Consider the following 16,822-nt stretch of genomic DNA (forward strand, 5'->3'; position numbering starts at 1 on the left):
CAAGCTGACGCGACTCACGACAGCGTCGAAGAAGGCCGTGATTATCGCAGTTGAACGTAGGAGGAACCGTCAAAACAGCCAACCACCATACCGGCGGCCTCACGGGTAAAAAGACCGTTTTCAACCACTCCTGGAATGCGATTAAGCTCTATTTCCAGCAGTTCAGGGGCCGTGATAATCGCCCCGCAATGGCAATCCAGAATAAAATTCCCGCTGTCAGTGACCACGGGGTGCCCGCCTCCCATGCGCCGAATAATCGGCACATGATGGAGCCCCTGCTCAGCGAGTACCCGCACGACCCTGCGCTCGGTCTGTTTCCAGGCAAAGGGGACAATTTCGACTGGCAGCGGAAATTGGCCCAGGCAATCAACGATTTTCGTCTCATCACAAATACAGATCATCTGCTTCGAGGCATGGGCGATAATTTTCTCCCACAGAAGGCAAGCCCCACCGCCCTTGATCATGTTGAACCGATGGTCGATCTCATCTGGGCCATCGATGGTCAGATCAATCTCATTCATATCATTCGGATCGGTAAACTCAATGCCCACTTCACGCGCCACCTCGCTCGTCGAACGAGAGGTTGTGGTGCAGGTTAGCTGCAAGCCCTCTGCAACATGCTGGCCCAGTTCGCGCACAAAGAAATGCGAAGTGGTACCAGAACCCAGCCCCAACGTCATGCCGTCGAACACGAAATCCTGAATCACCCGACGCGCGGCAGCTCTCTTGGCGTCATTCTGCTGATTGCTCATTCGTGACTCCTGTTACGTACGTGGTTTATCTATTAACGTTTTATCTGTTCACGTTCTATCCATTAATGTTCTATCTATTAACGGCTTATCTATACAGTTTCTAGCGCCCGTTTTGCCCCTCATTTTTCGGGGCAATCTTGTCGGTTAACCATGAATCGAGCGCCGCCAACTGATCGGGGAACTGGCTACCGCTAGCGATGACGATAGCGGTTACCAACATATTCGTGACCAGATGATGATTAAGCCGTGAAGCCAGAGGCGTCATAAGCTCAGTATGATCGTAGGGTTTTACCGCAATCACCACATCGGAGGCGTGCGCCAGCGGGCTATCGGCAGCGGTGACGGAGATAACCTTCGCGCCGCCCATTCATTTAAGGGGGACTACGTTGTAACAGGTCTGCCACGCGATTCAAGCGCTGCTCCTGCGCGACCTCAACGTTAGACCCGCCGCCCCAAGGGACGACAAAGAACGGCACACCCGCCGCCTCGGCAACGTGTTGATCGACCTCCGTATCGCCGACATAGGCCCACGTACCCGCAGCCAGACTCATCGCCTCGGCCACCGCCAGCAAATGCCTTGGATCGGGTTTACACACCGGTACCGCATCCGCGCCCAGCGCAACGTCGAACAATGATGACAAACCAAGTTGATCCAGTACCTTGCAGGTTACCGCATGATTTTTGTTGGTACAGACCCCTAAGCGAATACCCGCTTCACACAGCGAAACCAAATCCTCATGCACATGGGGGAAAAAGTGCGTGTGCTCTGCGGGAGCATCCAAATAAGCGCGTAAATAACCATCAAAAGCGCGCTGCTCCGTAACCTCGTTATAGGCGATCCTAAGGTTCTCAAGGATATCGATAATCAATCTCTGTGGCCCATTACCAATGAATTTCTCAACATAAGCCGTATCAAGCTCCGGCCAGTCGTTCAACGCAAAGCCAACATTCAGAGCCTTAGTGATATCCGGAGCACTGTCGATCAGCGTCCCATCAAGATCGAAAATAAATGCAGAATAAACAGGCATAAAGCAGACTCCTGATAATGACTACATAAAGGTGGAGTCGCCAAGTTCTGCGAAGGTTCCTCTCAGCAGCGGGTAAAGAGTACGGTAAATGCGCTGAGCCTCAGCAACCACCGCCGCCGTTGCAAGATCGGGTTGTTCGCGCGTGATAATACGGCAACTCCCCGCCGCGCTCGCCGCATCGGGCCAAACACCGATAGCCACCCCCGCAACCAATGCGGCACCGAATGCGGCCCCTTCAGCAGCACCTTCCGTGGTGAGGACATCACAGCCGAAAATATCTGCCTGCATCTGCCGCCATAGGGCCGAACGCGCCCCCCCACCGGAAGTTTTCACGACCCGCCCATCAATGCCCAATGGTTTCATCAAGGTGTGCATATCCACGAGGGCGTGGACCCCCCCTTCCATCACGGCACGCACCACATCGCCGCGATCATGGCAGGCTGTCAGACCAATGAAGGCACCGCGCGCCGCAGGGTCAGGATGAGGGCAACGTTCACCATTCAGATAAGGTAAGAACAGCAGACCGCGCGCCCCTGCCGGGCTGGCTGCCGCCTCAGCAACGATCTGCTCAAAAGAAGGCGTGATTTGATCGAAAGAAGGTCCGGTCTGATCAAAAGAAGGAACTGTCGCACTAACGCCAACACCGCCCACATAAAACGTGTCACGAAACCAACTCATCGCGCCGCCAGCGTTCAGCGAGACCCCCATGCAATGCCATTTGTCAGCAGCAACATTACAAAAAACCTGTAACCGCCCGTCTGGGTTCGCCTGCGGCGTATCCAATGCCGCCGCAAGGATGCCCGCCGTGCCGATGGTGGTCTGTAACTCACCTGGTGCGATCACACCGGAACCGAAGGTCTGTATCACTGCATCACCACCACCACCGGCAACGGGCGTGCCTTTGGGGATACCGAACAGTTCGGCCCCCACCGCAGAGACTTGGCCAGAGATCACTTGCGATTCAAATACGGGTGGCAGTAAAGCGCGGTCAATCCCCACTTTATCAATAAGATCGCTCGCCCACTGGCGTGTGCGTACATCGAAAAGCCCGGTCCCTGAGGCGTCCGAAACTTCAGTGGCGACCTCCCCCGTCAAACGCAGCCGCAAGTAGTCTTTGGGGTTCAGTACGGTGGTCATACGAGAGAAGAGCTCAGCTTCATGCTGCTGCATCCACACAATCTTGCCGCCGGTGTAACCCACCAGCATTCGGTTGTTAGTCGCCGCCAATAATCCTTTTAGCCCCCCCGCCACATCGGTAATCTGCTCGCACTCAGCGCTATTGCGTTGGTCGTTCCAGAGGATTGCTGGGCGCAGCACCTGATGCGCGACATCAAGTGACACCAACCCATGCATTTGCCCGGATAACCCCACGCAGAGCAACTCCAGCGTTGGCGCTTTGGCCAGTGCTCCCGCCACGGCTCGACGCGCGCCCTCGACCCACAGCTCAGGGTCCTGCTCAGCCCAACCGAGTTGGGGTTGAGATAATGGGTAACTCGCGGTATCAGCGGCGATCACCGCACCGTCGATACCGATCAGCAACGCCTTACAGCCCGAGGTGCCGATATCAATGCCCAAAAGCGCCTGCATGGTTTAGTACCCGATACCGTGATACAAGCGGATGTGCTTGAAATTGAAATACTCCAGCAACCCCTCACGGCCATGCTCGTAGCCCAAACCACTTTGCTTACGCCCACCATAGGGCGCATTCATCATGCTGGCATCGACATTATTGATTGCCACATTGCCGTAGTCCAACGCCGCTGACAGCCAGTGAATAACCGCCAGATCCCGTGCATAGACGTAAGCCGCCAGCCCATAGGGCGTATCATTGGCTAGGTTAATCACTTCATTGATATCATCAAAAGAGGCTAAACCAACCAGCGGGCCAAACGTCTCTTCGGTCATGACGCGCATTTGGTGCGTGCAGTCAGCCACCACGGTCGGACGGAAGAAATAGCCCTTGGCATATTCCGCCCCCTCCGGCGCGCGCCCCCCAGCAACCAACCGTGCCCCCTTTGCCAGAGCATCCTCAAGGTGCGCACACGTTTTGTTCAGTGGCTCCGCAGAGGCCATCGCGCCCAAGTCCGCCGCCGGATCGTCCAAGCCATTGCGCAAGCGCAACCCATCAGCGGCCACGCCCATTTTGCTCACAAACTCTTGATAGCATGAACGGTGGATATAAATACGATTGATCGCAATGCAGACCTGCCCACAGTTGCGAAAGCTACGACGCACCGCCCCCTTAACCGCGGCATCCACATCTGCGCAGGCGGTCACCACCATCGGACAATTGCCGCCGAGTTCGAGCGACAAACGTTTGACCTGCGGACAGCTTTGCTGGATATGTAAACCGACCGCGCTGGAACCGGTAAAGGCTATTTTATCGACCTGAGGATGTTCAACCAGCGCCTGCCCAACCAGCTCCCCCTTCCCCGTCAACACATTGACGACACCTGCAGGAATGCCCGCTTCAAGGCATTTTTCAGCGATGGCCAGTGCCGTGTAGGGTGTTATTTCAGCAGGCTTGATAATAAGGGTACAGCCTGCGGCAAGGCTGGCGCACAGCTTCCATCCCACCAATTCGGCCGGGTAATTCCAAGGGGTAATCGCCCCCACCACCCCAACCGGTTCTCGCACTACAAGGCTTTGAAAATCCGGCGGTTCATTCGGCACAACATCGCCTTGCACGCGGGTCGCTTCTTCGCCATAGAAATGACAAGTTTCGGCGAGCTTAAGAATTTCACCTTGGGCTTCGTTAACCGGTTTACCCTGCTCGATTGTCATGATCCGCGCCATGTTCAGGGCATCGGCGGCGATCAAATCGCCCAAACGATGCAACGCATTCGCACGGGTCTTTGGCCGTTCGGCGGCCCAGGCAGGAAAAGCGCGGCGCGCCGCAGCAACCGCCTCTTCGATCTCCTCTGGGGTGGCAGCCGCGAGATGACCGATCACCTCCCCGGTAGCGGGGTTTTCCACTGGCAGACGCCCCCCCGCACCTTTGCGGAACTCGCCATTGATAAATAAAGTGCCGTCTAACGCGGCAATCGACTTGAGGAGAGCTTTATTTTTTTCATGATACTCATTCATGTTGCGTCTCCGTCGCCTTCATCTGCAGTTGAACCCGTGGTTTAGCCCGATGCGGATCATAACTCATCTAGTTTTACTAGATTCTTCCATCAAAAAAAACAACAATTTTACAACAATTGAGTTACAATTAATTAAAATGTGAGCAACCCCGCAGGTTTGCCGCTTCTTATTATTCCTTGTTTTTCCCTTTTTTATCATTAAGTTAAAGCTGAAACTAACGTGTGTAGCCGCTAAAACAGGCTTTTTGATGAGGTATCTAAAAATAGACCACTGTTTGTGCGAACAACATTTTTGAGCACTTCCAAACCAATATCTAGTTTTACTAGAAATCATAAAAGAGGAGATGCCCCATGCTGCCCACTTCACTCACCAATGCCAAACTTGTTGGTCGGGTCTGGCGGCCCGGTATAGGCCCATCTGTTGTCATCGTGCGTAATCACATCTTGTACGACATAACCGAGGCGGTCATCTCAATGGCCGATTTTCTGGAGGACCACCCAGCGGAACGCTTCACAACGTTGACTGGCGAACCACTAGGCACCATTGATGACCTGATCCTGACCCCCGCCGAGATGGGCTATCACTCAAACCGCCCTTGTTTGCTGGCCCCCTGCGATTTTCAAGCACTGAAAGCCTGCGGTGTGACCTTTGCTCAAAGTATGGTCGAGCGGGTTATCGACGAACGTACCGCCGGTGATCCGGACCAAGCCGATGCATTGCGCCAACGTATTGGCGCAGTTATCGGTAGCAGCCTATCAAATATTCAGGCTGGCTCAGATCAAGCGGCCAAGGTCAAAGCCGCCTTGATCGCAGAAGGCCTGTGGTCGCAATACCTCGAAGTTGGCATTGGTCCCGACGCGGAGATTTTCACTAAATCGCAACCCATGTCGGCGGTCGGTTATGGTGCGCAGATCGGTGTTAACCGCATTTCGGTATGGAGCAACTCGGAACCCGAGGTGGTGTTGGCCGTGGACAGCCAGAGCAATATCTGTGGGGCAACGCTTGGCAACGATGTGAATCTACGTGATATAGAAGGCCGCTCGGCGCTGCTGTTGGGCAAGGCGAAAGACAACAATGCCTCTTGCGCTATCGGGCCATTTATTCGCCTCTTTGATGACCACTTCACACTAAACGACATTGAACACGCAAGTTTAACCCTGACGGTCACGGGTGCCGATGGCTTTAACATGTCGGGTAGCTCGAACATGGCCGAGATCAGCCGTAAACCTACTGATCTGGTCTGGCAAACGTGCAATACATCGCACCAGTACCCCGATGGCTTTATGTTGTTTCTCGGCACCCTGTTCGCTCCGACTCAAGATCGCGCCCAACAAAACGCGGGCTTTACCCACCAGCCAGGTGATCTGGTTGAAATCTCAACACCGCTCTTGGGAACCCTACACAATACGGTGGTCTACTCCGACGAAGCCGTTCCCTGGACCTACGGAACCCGTGCGCTGATGCGTAACCTCGCCAAACGGGGGGTGCTGTGAGCGAATCAAGAATGAGATTGGTCGTCACCGATCAGGCTTTCGGCAATACCGTTTATGAACAAGCGGCGGCCAACGCGGTTGGTGCCGATTTCGCCGCCTATCAATGCCGCACTGAAGATGAAACGCAGGGTGCGGTGCAGGACGCAGATGTTGTGTTGAACAACTTCGCCCCTATGACCGAGCGGGTGATGGCGGCCATGAAGCCCGGTGCGGTGATCGTGCGATACGGCGTCGGTGTCGATAACATCGATCTTCCTGCGGCCAGAAAACTGGGTATGCGTATTTGTAATGTGCCGGATTATGGCATTGAAGAGGTTGCCGACCACGCTGCCGCCATGACATTGGCGTTAACACGCAAACTGGGGCGCTACGAGGCAGGGATCCGTAGCGGCAAGTGGAAAATTGACCAGATGGTCGATGGCGTGCGGTCATTGCGTGACACCACGGTAGGAGTGATCGGCCTTGGCCGCATCGCCCGCGCCTATGCGACGCGAATGGCGGTTTTCGGTTGCCGTATCATCGGCTTCGATCCGTATGTCACCGATACAGAAGCCCGTTCGGCGGGGATCGAGCCGTTGCCACAGGATAAGGTCATCGCCTCAGCCCATGTGCTGTCGCTACATGTTCCGCTAACGCCTGAAACTCGCTATCTGATCGATACCACCGCCATCGCACATATGCCTGAGGGCGCGATCTTGATCAACTGCTCTCGTGGCGGGCTGGTGAATGAGGCAGCCTTAGTTGAGGCATTGACCCGTGGTCACCTGTCGGGAGCCGGACTCGACGTATTCGAGCAAGAACCCCTTCCGGCTGATTCGGCATTGCGTAAAGCGCCCCATCTACTTATCTCGCCCCATGCCGCTTTTTTCTCGGATGCGTCGGTCAAAAAACTACAACAACTGGCCTCTGAAGAGGCCTTACGAGGACTGCGCGGTGAGCCACTGCGCTGCCCACTGACTTAAGGGGAAGATGATGAATGACAACGAAAAGCTGTCTGATCTCGAAAAGCGATCTGATCTCGAAAAGCGGCCTGATCTCGAAAAACAGTCTTATCCCGAAAAACAGAGTCTATCTGGGAAACGGGCGCTGGTGACAGGTGCGGGTCAGGGTATCGGTGCTGCAATCGCTGAAGGGCTGGCGGCAACCGGTGCTGAAGTGATCTGTACCGATATTTTACGCGAACGTGCCGAAGCAACCGCGCAAATGCTGAACGCCAAGGGCTACAACGTGTGGGCTGAGGTACTGGACGTTACCGAAAGCGCAGGGATTGATGCTCTGGCCGCTACGTTACCTCCGTTGGACGTACTGGTCTGCAATGCCGGGATTGTGACCCATACCCCGGCTGAAGAGATGACCGACGCGGACTGGGATAAGGTCATCGCCGTCAATTTGACCGGCGTGTTCCGCACCTGTCGTGGCTTTGGCCGCCGGATGCTTGAGGCTGGCCGCGGTTCGATCATCAATATCGGCTCGATATCGGGCCAAATCGTTAATGTGCCGCAGCCGCAGTGTCACTACAATGCATCGAAGGCGGGAGTACACCATTTGACCAAGTCTCTGGCGGTAGAGTGGGCAACACGCGGCGTTCGCGTCAATGCCGTCGCCCCCACTTATATAGAAACACCACTGATACAAGGGTTGACCAGCCAGCCGGGGCGGATATCACGATGGCTCGATATGACCCCCATGGAGCGGTTAGGAAGCCCCCATGAAATTGCTTCCGTGGTACAGTTTTTGGCTTCTGATGCCTCCAGCTTGCTGACAGGTTCAATCATTACTGCCGATGCTGGATATACCAGCATCTGAGGGAGATTAAGGAGGAACAGAGGAACACGTGCTGACAGCGGAGAGAATCAGCAGATGGTAAAGACGCATTTAAGGCGCAGTCATCGCTTCCAGCGCAATCAAATACACCAACGCCTCTTCACGGGTGTGATGACACATCTCTCGCATCGCTTGCAAGCTGGCACATACCGTTGGGCGCAATGGTGAGTAAAAAATGCCACAACGCATGTTGTCATCCAAGTGTATACAACGAGTATTGGCCGGTTTGCCCAATGGCATACCGGGGATCGGGCTGGAAATCGAAGGTGCAATACAGCAGGCTCCGCAATCTGAGCGACAGTCCATCAGCAGGCTCCTGTGAGCAAGTAAAATAAGAGCAGAGAGGGGAATAACAGGTGAATAAGGCCGGACAATAGCAACCGCGGCGTTAAACTACCAGCACTCTCCTCCCGCCCCCATCAAACAATGCATTTTACTCATTGCCAATCACTGGCCTATTTATCAAAACAAGTCTATTTATCAATACAAGCCTATTCATCTGTTTACAGCCTCACAGGTACGGTGTACCATTCAGCTAGTACAAAAGAGCTGTAACCGTAATACTGCACGGCGATGACTTAATTTGGTTACTCTCATTGACTATAACGATTCTCACTTAATATAAAGAAGTTACCCGCAGCCGGGTATCTCAGGAGCAATAGATGTCGATGGCCTTATCCCAACCGTTGTCACGGCCTTCCGTTTTGGGTGGCGCGATGATTGTCGCAGGTACCGCAGTGGGTGCGGGCATGTTCTCAATCCCAATCGTGACAGCCGGGGTATGGTTCAGCGGCTCGGTGGTGCTGCTGATCTACACGTGGGCATGCATGTTAGTGTCCGGGCTGATGATTCTGGAAGCTAACCTGAACTACCCGAGTGGTGCCAGTTTCCATACCATGGTGCAAGACCTGTTAGGTAAGGCATGGAGTTCGATTAACGGGCTGTCTATCACCTTTGTGCTCTACATTCTGACCTACGCCTATATCTCCGCCGGTGGTTCGATCATCGCCCATACGCTGCAAAATATAGCCGGAATTGGCCAGACCAGTGCAGGCTTTATCTTTGCACTCTTGGTCGCTTTTATCGTGTGGTTATCCACCCGCGCAGTGGATCGCCTCAGTACAATATTAATCGGCGGCATGGTTATCACATTTGTCATGTCTGTCGGTGATATGTTCAGCCATGTGGAACGTGCTGTGTTGTTTAATCAGACAGACAGCAATGCCCACTATCTACCTTATGCACTGGCGGCATTGCCTTATTTGCTGACCTCTTTTGGCTACCACGGTAATGTGCCGGGTCTGGTGAAGTACTACAACAAAGACAGCAAAGCCGTCGTGCGCAGCCTGCTGTATGGAACATTGATTGCCTTGGTGATTTATATCCTTTGGCAGTATGCCATTCAGGGCAATATCGCCCGGGATGCCTTCAAACAGGTTATTGCCGATGGCGGTAATATCGGCAGTCTATTGCAACAAATGGACACCGTCTCCGCCAGTAAGGCCACCAGCCAGCTACTCAATGCCTTCTCTTATATGGCGCTGGCCAGTTCGTTCCTTGGCGTGTCGCTCGGGTTGTTTGATTATCTTTCTGATTTCTTTAAGTTTACTGATGACCGCAGCGGACGAACCAAATCAGCATTAGTCACCTTTGTCCCTCCGACTCTCGGTGCCCTGCTGTTCCCGAATGGCTTCTTATATGCCATTGGTTTTGCGGGTTTAGCCGCCACCATTTGGGCGGTTATTGTGCCCGCATTAATGGCACGAGCCAGCCGTAAACGCTTCCCACAAGCCCGTTACCATGCTCCCGGTGGCCGTTTTATGATTGGTTTCATTATTCTGTTTGGCCTGGTCAATGCGGTAGCCCATATTTCAGCCCTGTTCGGCCTATTGCCGGTTTATCAATAGTGCAGAATTTATTACACCTTTTCGCGCTATCTGCTTGCCTGAATCTCACGGCGCGAGTAACTTGTCGCAACTTATCTTTAATCCCGATTGGCAGGTTATTTTTATGGCAAAAGCTAACGAAATAAAACGTGGTATGGCAGTCAACCTCAACGGCAAATTGCTGTTGGTGAAAGATATCGATGTACAAAGCCCAAGCGCCCGTGGCGCAAGTACGCTGTATAAAATGCGCTTTTCTGATGTACGTACCGGTTTGAAAGTTGAAGAGCGCTTTAAAGGCGATGAAAATCTCGACACCATCACCCTGACTCGCCGCGCGGTCAATTTCTCTTATATTGATGGTGACGAATACGTCTTTATGGATGATGAAGACTACACACCATACAACTTCAAAAAAGAGCAAATCGAAGATGAACTGCTGTTTATTCCTGAAGGTGGTATGCCGGGGATGCAGGTTCTGACGATGGAAGGCCAATTACTGGCGCTAGAGTTGCCACAAACGGTTGATATGGAAATTGTTGATACCGCACCGAGCATCAAAGGCGCATCCGCCAGTGCCCGTAACAAACCTGCGATAATGAGCACGGGTTTATCGATTCAGGTGCCAGAATATATCAGCCCAGGCGAAAAAATCCGTATTCATATTGCTGAACGCCGCTATATGGGCCGTGCTGACTAATCCCCTTCATCTTTCAAGTTGCAGGTGTGTTGGCTGCTCTCGCTGCCCCCCTTCCTGCAACTTGAAATCTATTGGGGTATCTCTACGTTAAGAGCCGGAAACCGGCCCTTAACTGTTATCTCTTCACTGATCGAGCAAAACTACGGCTTCAGATCGGGGAAAAATGTCCGTTTCAGTGCCAATTCCACCCCACGAACTTCTGCCAGCCCTTTCAGACGCCCAATTGCCGAGTAGCCCGGATTGGTTTTCTTGTGCAAATCGTCCAGCATCTGATGACCATGGTCCGGACGCATAGGTATCGGACGCATATCCCCCAGTGACTGGCGGCGTTGTTCTTCGGTTAAAATGGCTTTTACCACCGAGTACATATCCACATCACCTTGCAGATGACCACCTTCATGGAAGGTTTTTGGGTTTCCTTCACGGCAGGTTGAACGCAAATGCGTGAAGTGAATACGATCACCAAAGGTTTCGATCATCTTCACCAAATCGTTATCAGCACGCACACCATACGAACCAGTACACATGGTGAAACCGTTATGGATGCTATCCACCGTCTCTTTCAGCCACTGCATATCGTCAATGGTTGAAACGATACGCGGCAAACCAAGGATTGGACGCGGTGGATCATCTGGGTGCACCGCCATACGCAAGCCCACTTGTTCCGCCACCGGAATGATAGCACGTAGGAAGTAAGCCATATTCTCACGCAGTTGCGCTTTATCAATACCATCGTACTCAGCCAGTCGCGCACGGAACTGATCCAGCGTATAGCCCTCTTCAGCCCCTGGCAGACCGGCAATAATATTGCCCGTCAGCTTGGCAATATCAGCTTCAGTCATCGCATTGAAATACGCTTCCGCCTGTACTTGTTCTTCCGCCGTATAATCATTGTCGGCACCAGGGCGTTTTAGAATATGCAGCTCAAAAGCGGCAAAAGCTATCTGGTCAAAACGCAAAGCTTTAGAACCGTCTGGTAATTCATATTCCAGATCAGTACGCGTCCAGTCCAATATCGGCATGAAGTTGTAGCACACGGTGTCAATACCGCATTCTGCAATGTTACGCAGTGTTTGTTGGTAATTTTCAATGTATTGCTGATAGTTACCACTATGAGTTTTGATGTCCTCATGAATAGGTACACTTTCCACAACAGACCATACCAGGTTTTTAGCCGCTAATTCGGCCTGACGCTGTTTGATCTCACTGACTGGCCACACGACACCATTCGGAATATGGTGTAACGCCGTGACTACTCCGGTAGCACCCGCTTGACGGATATCATCTAACGACACCGGATCATTCGGGCCATACCAACGCCATGTTTGTTCCATTTATTTTTACCTTCTGCATACGCAACAATAATAAAATTAACCCATTAAATGGTTAAAGCCGCATTTCTCTGCCGATAATGAACTTTTTTCTGCCAATAACGGATCCAGGCAACAATCCAACCACATCTTTTTAACTGCATTAATCTTTTTTAACTGCTGTAATCTTCTTAACCACAGTAAACGATGCTCAGATACTAAAAATGTTGTTATACCGATTTACAATAGATATCACTCAGCTTTATCCTTACTTTTTAACCGCTCAGTGTCAAAAGGCAAATCCTCATTGGTTGATCCACTTCACGAATATTATCAATATTGGACTTACCAATTTTATTTTCTGTCATATGGCTTTACACTGCAAGTCGATACTTTCAGTGTCTATAAATTATCTGTGTCTTAAATTAGTGGCAACGAGCAAAAGAAACGGGTCCGCATTGTATGGCTCTATACCTAGCGATCAGCCAAACAAAACTGGTCTAACAACTTTTCTATTTGCCACCTTTTATGTTAATCCCCATCAGTCCCCGCACTGTCAGGGGGAATAATTCTGGAGCCACCTATGAACACGATTGCCAACAGCGCCCTTCCCTCAACCGTACAGCAACCCAATTATGATAGGGCGGCGCTGAAAAGCCGTATTGTTCACATTGGGTTTGGTGCTTTTCATCGAGCCCATCAGGCACTGCTCACTGACCGGGTGTTAAATACGCAAGGCGGTGACTGGGGTATTTGTGAAGTCAGCCTCTTTGGTGCTGATACGCTGATTCAAGATTTACGTAATCAGGACCACCTCTTTTCCGTCTTGGAAAAAGGGGCGCAGGGTAATCAGGCAATTGTAGTCGGTTCAGTGTGTGAATCAGTACATGCTCGTTTAGACGGTATCATGCAAGTATTGGCGAAATTGGTCGAGCCACAAGTGGCAATCGTATCTCTAACCATCACCGAGAAAGGGTATTGCATTGAGCCGGGCACCGGCCAATTGGATCTGCAAAACGAGTTTATTCGTGCCGATCTGGCCATCCCTGATGCACCAACATCAGCGCCTGGGGTGTTGGTAGAAGCACTCCGCTTGCGCCGTCTACGTGGGCTGCCTCCCTTTACTGTCCTTTCCTGTGACAACATCCCGGAAAACGGTGATGTGGTAAAAAACGCTGTACTCGGTCTGGCCACTGTCCGTGATCCAGCGCTGGCTAATTGGATTAAGCAGCATGTCACTTTCCCGAATACCATGGTTGACCGCATCGTTCCCGCAGCCACAGCGGAAACGCTACAGGAAATCGCTGATACCCTTGGTGTCGCAGACTCTTGCGGGATCGCCTGCGAACCCTTTATTCAGTGGGTCGTCGAAGACAAATTTGTTGCAGGCCGCCCAGATTGGCAAGTGGCTGGCGTACAGTTGGTTGATGATGTATTACCGTTTGAAGAAATGAAGCTACGGATGCTGAACGGGAGCCATTCGTATCTCTCTTATTTAGGCTATCTGGCCGGTTATCAACATATTAATGACTGTATGGCTGACGAGAATTATCGCCTAACGGCTCGTCGCCTAATGATGAATGAGCAAGCGCCCACTTTACGTGTCACCGGCATTGACCTGAATGCTTATGCCGATCAGTTGATTGAACGTTACTGTAATCCTGCGCTCAAACACCGCACCTGGCAAATTGCCATGGATGGGAGCCAGAAATTGCCACAACGGATGTTGGACTCCGTCCGTTGGCACTTAAAACAGGGTAATGCGTATCCTTGTCTGGCTTTGGGCATTGCGGGTTGGATGCGCTATGTGGGTGGCGTTGATGATAACGGTCAGATTATTGATATCCGTGATCCGATGGTGGATAGCTTTAAACAATGCGTTGCTGCCAGCGAAGATGGTGCGGCTCGGGTGCAAAGTTTGCTGACACTGAAAGCACTGTTTGGTGAAACCCTGCCACAACAGCCAGCATTTGTGCAGGCAGTGACCAAAGCTTATCTCAGCTTGCAACAATTGGGCGCGAAAGAGACAGTGCGCCGCTTAGCCGAACAAGCTTAAGACACACGACGATGAGCTGAATCAAGACGATTCAGCTCATCGGTATTGTTGACGTTAGTACTGCTGATGTTAGTTCTGTCGGCGTTGGTACTGTTGATATTGGTACCGTTGGTTTTTACGTTATCTTTTACTCTTCAATCTGATATGGTGCAGACTCAAACAGGTAGCCATCAAAATCTGGATGATCAGCATCAGAGATATCCAGCAACTTCAATTTTACATTCTCCAAATGCTGCCACATGGCCTGCTTAGCGGCTTTACTATCGCGGCGAAGCACGGCTTGCAAGATTTTTTGGTGATCATCCAACCATTGCCAGCGGTAGCTAAAATCGGCGGTATGACTATGCGCCCCCTGCCACATGGCACTGTCTTTCCTAACTTGCCAAGTCTGCGCAACCATATTGGCCAGCACACTATTTTGAGTCGATTGCGCTAACAAACAATGAAACAACTCATCAGCACTTTCATCTATCGCGCCAGCCGTCAGTGCGGCTTTTCCCTGCTCAATAGCGTTACGCATTTTAATGATATCGGCTTTGGTGGCTTGCATCGCGGCAAAAGCTGCTACTTCGCTTTCTAACAATTGCCGGGCTTGTAGCAGTTCAAACGGGCCATAGCCACTATCGATTGACGTAGCCGACTCACCATTAAGCGACATCGTGGGCACATTCACCACGTAAACACCGGAGCCTTTGCGTACTTCCACCAGCTTCTCCAGCTCAAGCATAATCAGGGCTTCACGCACCACACTACGACTGACACTGAAATTTTCGGCAATATCACGCTCCGGTGGTAAACGATCGCCCACTGAGTATCGCCCACTGACAATCGCTTCCCGCAGTTGGCTGCCCACTTCCTGATATAACCGCATAACCTTAATTTCCTGCATCAGACATTGGCGTAGAAAATACCAAATTGATCTGACCAAAAGGGTGTATGAATGACGCCCAGTATATCATGTGGTCAAACAACTTCAGGTGATATATCACGGTTTATCACTTCGATAAACCGTGATGCCCGAACATGTTGAGAAATATTAGAGGTAGGTAACAGTTAGAACTCCGAGGCTGCGCTGCTGATTCAACCATTCCAAACGGGACGTGGCTAAACTCCCTGGCAACCGCGCAGTCAGAGGCATATTACGTGTGAGTGTTTGTCTACTGGTTATCATTTTACCATTACGATAACAGTTCGTCGTAATGGTCTGGTTCAATACCGACATATCGCAAGGGGTATCAACGATAGCCCCAGAAAAAGTAATTGTACCTGTGACAGAAAGGGTGGATTGCGTACTACTGGCAGAGAAAGATATTATCCATGAAAACATGATTACAACGATACTCAATGCACGGTAGTTGCTCATGGTCACCTCAACTTTTATAGCTGTCATCTTAAAGATAGAGGATTTCAAGCAGTGCAATGGGTGTAATAGAGTATTTTTTATTACTCTATTCTGTTTATAACCCGCCCAAATTCCTCGGAGAAAGGATTATAATTTCACGCAGTAAATATCTATTAGGCTGGCTTCTTAGCTACCCTAGGAAATCATCCCTATTTGGCGATTTTTTGATTGATAATAAGCCTAATTGGACTTATTTCCTTTTCGATTAAAAGAGCAATAAATAGCCATGCTATTTGTAAGTTATATGAAAATATTTTTGTATTTTGGAGATCCAGCATGACAAAGACCAATTTAATTACCGGATTTTTAGGTTGTGGAAAAACCACAACCATTCGACACTTACTCGCACAAAAGCCGGAACATGAAAAATGGGCGGTGCTGGTCAATGAATTTGGTGAGATTGGTATTGATGGCGCTCTGTTGGCTGATAGCGGTGCTGTCTTAAAAGAGATCCCAGGGGGCTGCATGTGCTGTGTTAATGGGCTACCGATGCAAGTTGGCCTGAACATGCTGTTGCAGCAGGCAAAACCAGATCGCCTGCTCATTGAGCCAACCGGGCTAGGCCACCCGAAACAAATTCTGTCATTATTAACGTCCGATATTTATCAGCCTTGGATTGACCTACGCGCGACACTTTGTCTGCTGGATGCCCGCCAACTGAGTGAACCCCGCTATACCGAAAATGAAAACTTCCGTGACCAACTGGCGGCGGCAGATATCATTGTGGCCAACAAGCAAGACACTTACCGCTCGGCCGATAATGCGATGTTACAACAATGGCAACAAAAGCAGCAGCTATCACGGCCGCTGTATCATACCGAATATGGCAAACTCGACGTGGCCCTGCTCGACCAACCGCACAGTAATAAAGACGAACTGCCTTCTGGTACGCATCATCACGGCACATCACAACCAAAAGGATTAGCCGCATTACGCCTGAAAGGGGCAGAACCCTGGCGTCGGGCATTAAATCGGGGACAAGGGTATCTGAGCTGTGGCTGGGTGTTTGATGCCAATACCGTTTTTGATACCGTACCATTACTGGAGTGGGTACGATTGAACCCCGCAGAACGGGTAAAAGGCGTCATGCGCATCCCAGAAGGAACCTTGATGGTTAACCGGCAAGGTAATGACTTACAAATAGACACTCGCCAAATACCACCACTGGATAGCCGCATTGAATTGATTAACGCCACTGATATTGATTGGAACGTATTGCAACATGATTTATTAAAAATTCGTTTACGTAACGGGGTATAATATGCCCACTTTTTATTTTCTTTCCGT

The 16,822-nt window shown here is 51.2% G+C and carries 16 protein-coding genes; 7 read left to right on the forward strand and 9 right to left on the reverse strand.

Annotated features, from left to right (window positions below; genetic code table 11):
- Nucleotides 1–41: 41 nt before the first annotated feature.
- The 5 genes from rpiA to AC971_RS00765 all read right to left on the reverse strand — a co-directional run bounded on the left by rpiA (nucleotide 42) and on the right by AC971_RS00765 (nucleotide 4,867).
- The gene (gene rpiA, locus AC971_RS00745; RefSeq protein ID WP_025383225.1) at nucleotides 42–752 is read right to left on the reverse strand and encodes a ribose 5-phosphate isomerase A; all 711 of its coding nucleotides are present in this window, start codon (nucleotides 750–752) and stop codon (nucleotides 42–44) included.
- A gap of 100 nt (nucleotides 753–852) precedes the next feature.
- Nucleotides 853–1,119 (reverse strand): MurR/RpiR family transcriptional regulator, encoded by a 267-nt coding sequence (locus AC971_RS00750; protein WP_025383224.1) that lies wholly within the window; start codon nucleotides 1,117–1,119, stop codon nucleotides 853–855.
- A gap of 4 nt (nucleotides 1,120–1,123) precedes the next feature.
- The gene (locus AC971_RS00755; RefSeq protein ID WP_025383223.1) at nucleotides 1,124–1,780 is read right to left on the reverse strand and encodes an HAD family hydrolase; all 657 of its coding nucleotides are present in this window, start codon (nucleotides 1,778–1,780) and stop codon (nucleotides 1,124–1,126) included.
- Between the two features lie 21 nt (nucleotides 1,781–1,801).
- Nucleotides 1,802–3,367 carry a xylulokinase gene (gene xylB, locus AC971_RS00760; protein ID WP_025383222.1) on the reverse strand — a complete coding sequence of 522 codons (1,566 nt, stop codon included), beginning with the start codon at nucleotides 3,365–3,367 and terminating at the stop codon, nucleotides 1,802–1,804.
- Between the two features lie 3 nt (nucleotides 3,368–3,370).
- The gene (locus AC971_RS00765) at nucleotides 3,371–4,867 is read right to left on the reverse strand and encodes an aldehyde dehydrogenase family protein (protein WP_025383221.1); all 1,497 of its coding nucleotides are present in this window, start codon (nucleotides 4,865–4,867) and stop codon (nucleotides 3,371–3,373) included.
- Between the two features lie 350 nt (nucleotides 4,868–5,217).
- Here AC971_RS00765 and AC971_RS00770 point away from each other — a divergent pair, with 350 nt between their 5' ends.
- The 3 genes from AC971_RS00770 to AC971_RS00780 are packed head-to-tail and all read left to right on the forward strand — an operon-like array spanning nucleotide 5,218 to nucleotide 8,166.
- Complete coding sequence (locus AC971_RS00770; RefSeq protein WP_025383220.1) at nucleotides 5,218–6,360, forward strand: fumarylacetoacetate hydrolase family protein; 1,143 nt, start codon at nucleotides 5,218–5,220, stop codon at nucleotides 6,358–6,360.
- Nucleotides 6,357–7,322: a C-terminal binding protein gene (locus tag AC971_RS00775; RefSeq protein WP_025383219.1), complete on the forward strand. Its 966-nt coding sequence runs from the start codon at nucleotides 6,357–6,359 to the stop codon at nucleotides 7,320–7,322. The genes AC971_RS00770 and AC971_RS00775 overlap by 4 nt, the downstream gene beginning before the upstream one ends.
- 10 nt (nucleotides 7,323–7,332) lie before the next feature.
- Complete coding sequence (locus AC971_RS00780; RefSeq protein WP_374700041.1) at nucleotides 7,333–8,166, forward strand: SDR family NAD(P)-dependent oxidoreductase; 834 nt, start codon at nucleotides 7,333–7,335, stop codon at nucleotides 8,164–8,166.
- Nucleotides 8,167–8,235: 69 nt separating this feature from the next.
- Here the strand turns inward: AC971_RS00780 and AC971_RS00785 are convergent, their stop codons facing one another.
- Nucleotides 8,236–8,490 carry a YkgJ family cysteine cluster protein gene (locus AC971_RS00785; RefSeq protein WP_025383217.1) on the reverse strand — a complete coding sequence of 85 codons (255 nt, stop codon included), beginning with the start codon at nucleotides 8,488–8,490 and terminating at the stop codon, nucleotides 8,236–8,238.
- A gap of 356 nt (nucleotides 8,491–8,846) precedes the next feature.
- Here AC971_RS00785 and mtr point away from each other — a divergent pair, with 356 nt between their 5' ends.
- Together mtr and yeiP are read left to right on the forward strand one after the other, a co-directional pair.
- Nucleotides 8,847–10,091: a tryptophan permease gene (gene mtr / locus AC971_RS00790; protein ID WP_025383216.1), complete on the forward strand. Its 1,245-nt coding sequence runs from the start codon at nucleotides 8,847–8,849 to the stop codon at nucleotides 10,089–10,091.
- A 103-nt stretch (nucleotides 10,092–10,194) separates the two neighbouring features.
- Nucleotides 10,195–10,767 (forward strand): elongation factor P-like protein YeiP, encoded by a 573-nt coding sequence (yeiP, locus tag AC971_RS00795; protein ID WP_002228019.1) that lies wholly within the window; start codon nucleotides 10,195–10,197, stop codon nucleotides 10,765–10,767.
- 140 nt (nucleotides 10,768–10,907) lie between these two features.
- Here yeiP and uxuA read toward each other — a convergent pair whose 3' ends face one another.
- The gene (gene uxuA, locus AC971_RS00800) at nucleotides 10,908–12,101 is read right to left on the reverse strand and encodes a mannonate dehydratase (protein WP_025383215.1); all 1,194 of its coding nucleotides are present in this window, start codon (nucleotides 12,099–12,101) and stop codon (nucleotides 10,908–10,910) included.
- Nucleotides 12,102–12,660: 559 nt separating this feature from the next.
- Here uxuA and AC971_RS00805 point away from each other — a divergent pair.
- Entirely contained in the window at nucleotides 12,661–14,133 is a 1,473-nt protein-coding gene (locus AC971_RS00805) for a mannitol dehydrogenase family protein (RefSeq protein WP_025383214.1), read from the forward strand.
- Between the two features lie 127 nt (nucleotides 14,134–14,260).
- On the opposite strand, the gene AC971_RS00810 is transcribed toward AC971_RS00805, so the two are convergent.
- Complete coding sequence (locus tag AC971_RS00810; RefSeq protein ID WP_025383213.1) at nucleotides 14,261–15,004, reverse strand: GntR family transcriptional regulator; 744 nt, start codon at nucleotides 15,002–15,004, stop codon at nucleotides 14,261–14,263.
- A gap of 165 nt (nucleotides 15,005–15,169) precedes the next feature.
- Nucleotides 15,170–15,496 (reverse strand): hypothetical protein, encoded by a 327-nt coding sequence (locus tag AC971_RS22495; RefSeq protein ID WP_072081229.1) that lies wholly within the window; start codon nucleotides 15,494–15,496, stop codon nucleotides 15,170–15,172.
- Between the two features lie 315 nt (nucleotides 15,497–15,811).
- On the opposite strand from AC971_RS22495, the gene AC971_RS00815 reads away from it, so the two are divergent.
- Nucleotides 15,812–16,795 (forward strand): CobW family GTP-binding protein, encoded by a 984-nt coding sequence (locus AC971_RS00815; protein ID WP_025383212.1) that lies wholly within the window; start codon nucleotides 15,812–15,814, stop codon nucleotides 16,793–16,795.
- The last annotated feature ends 27 nt before the right edge of the window (nucleotides 16,796–16,822 follow it).

It is taken from the genome of Yersinia similis, assembly GCF_001053095.1.
Lineage (GTDB): Bacteria > Pseudomonadota > Gammaproteobacteria > Enterobacterales > Enterobacteriaceae > Yersinia > Yersinia similis.

What these genes read in the sequence shown, in the direction of transcription:
- rpiA (WP_025383225.1), bottom strand. Translation starts at nt 752, where the DNA reads ATGAGCAATCAGCAGAATGACGCCAAGAGAGCTGCCGCGCGTCGGGTG.
- AC971_RS00750 (WP_025383224.1), bottom strand. Translation starts at nt 1,119, where the DNA reads ATGGGCGGCGCGAAGGTTATCTCCGTCACCGCTGCCGATAGCCCGCTG.
- AC971_RS00755 (WP_025383223.1), bottom strand. Translation starts at nt 1,780, where the DNA reads ATGCCTGTTTATTCTGCATTTATTTTCGATCTTGATGGGACGCTGATC.
- xylB (WP_025383222.1), bottom strand. Translation starts at nt 3,367, where the DNA reads ATGCAGGCGCTTTTGGGCATTGATATCGGCACCTCGGGCTGTAAGGCG.
- AC971_RS00765 (WP_025383221.1), bottom strand. Translation starts at nt 4,867, where the DNA reads ATGAATGAGTATCATGAAAAAAATAAAGCTCTCCTCAAGTCGATTGCC.
- AC971_RS00770 (WP_025383220.1), top strand. Translation starts at nt 5,218, where the DNA reads ATGCTGCCCACTTCACTCACCAATGCCAAACTTGTTGGTCGGGTCTGG.
- AC971_RS00780 (WP_374700041.1), top strand. Translation starts at nt 7,333, where the DNA reads ATGAATGACAACGAAAAGCTGTCTGATCTCGAAAAGCGATCTGATCTC.
- AC971_RS00785 (WP_025383217.1), bottom strand. Translation starts at nt 8,490, where the DNA reads ATGGACTGTCGCTCAGATTGCGGAGCCTGCTGTATTGCACCTTCGATT.
- mtr (WP_025383216.1), top strand. Translation starts at nt 8,847, where the DNA reads ATGTCGATGGCCTTATCCCAACCGTTGTCACGGCCTTCCGTTTTGGGT.
- yeiP (WP_002228019.1), top strand. Translation starts at nt 10,195, where the DNA reads ATGGCAAAAGCTAACGAAATAAAACGTGGTATGGCAGTCAACCTCAAC.
- uxuA (WP_025383215.1), bottom strand. Translation starts at nt 12,101, where the DNA reads ATGGAACAAACATGGCGTTGGTATGGCCCGAATGATCCGGTGTCGTTA.
- AC971_RS00805 (WP_025383214.1), top strand. Translation starts at nt 12,661, where the DNA reads ATGAACACGATTGCCAACAGCGCCCTTCCCTCAACCGTACAGCAACCC.
- AC971_RS00810 (WP_025383213.1), bottom strand. Translation starts at nt 15,004, where the DNA reads ATGCGGTTATATCAGGAAGTGGGCAGCCAACTGCGGGAAGCGATTGTC.
- AC971_RS22495 (WP_072081229.1), bottom strand. Translation starts at nt 15,496, where the DNA reads ATGAGCAACTACCGTGCATTGAGTATCGTTGTAATCATGTTTTCATGG.
- AC971_RS00815 (WP_025383212.1), top strand. Translation starts at nt 15,812, where the DNA reads ATGACAAAGACCAATTTAATTACCGGATTTTTAGGTTGTGGAAAAACC.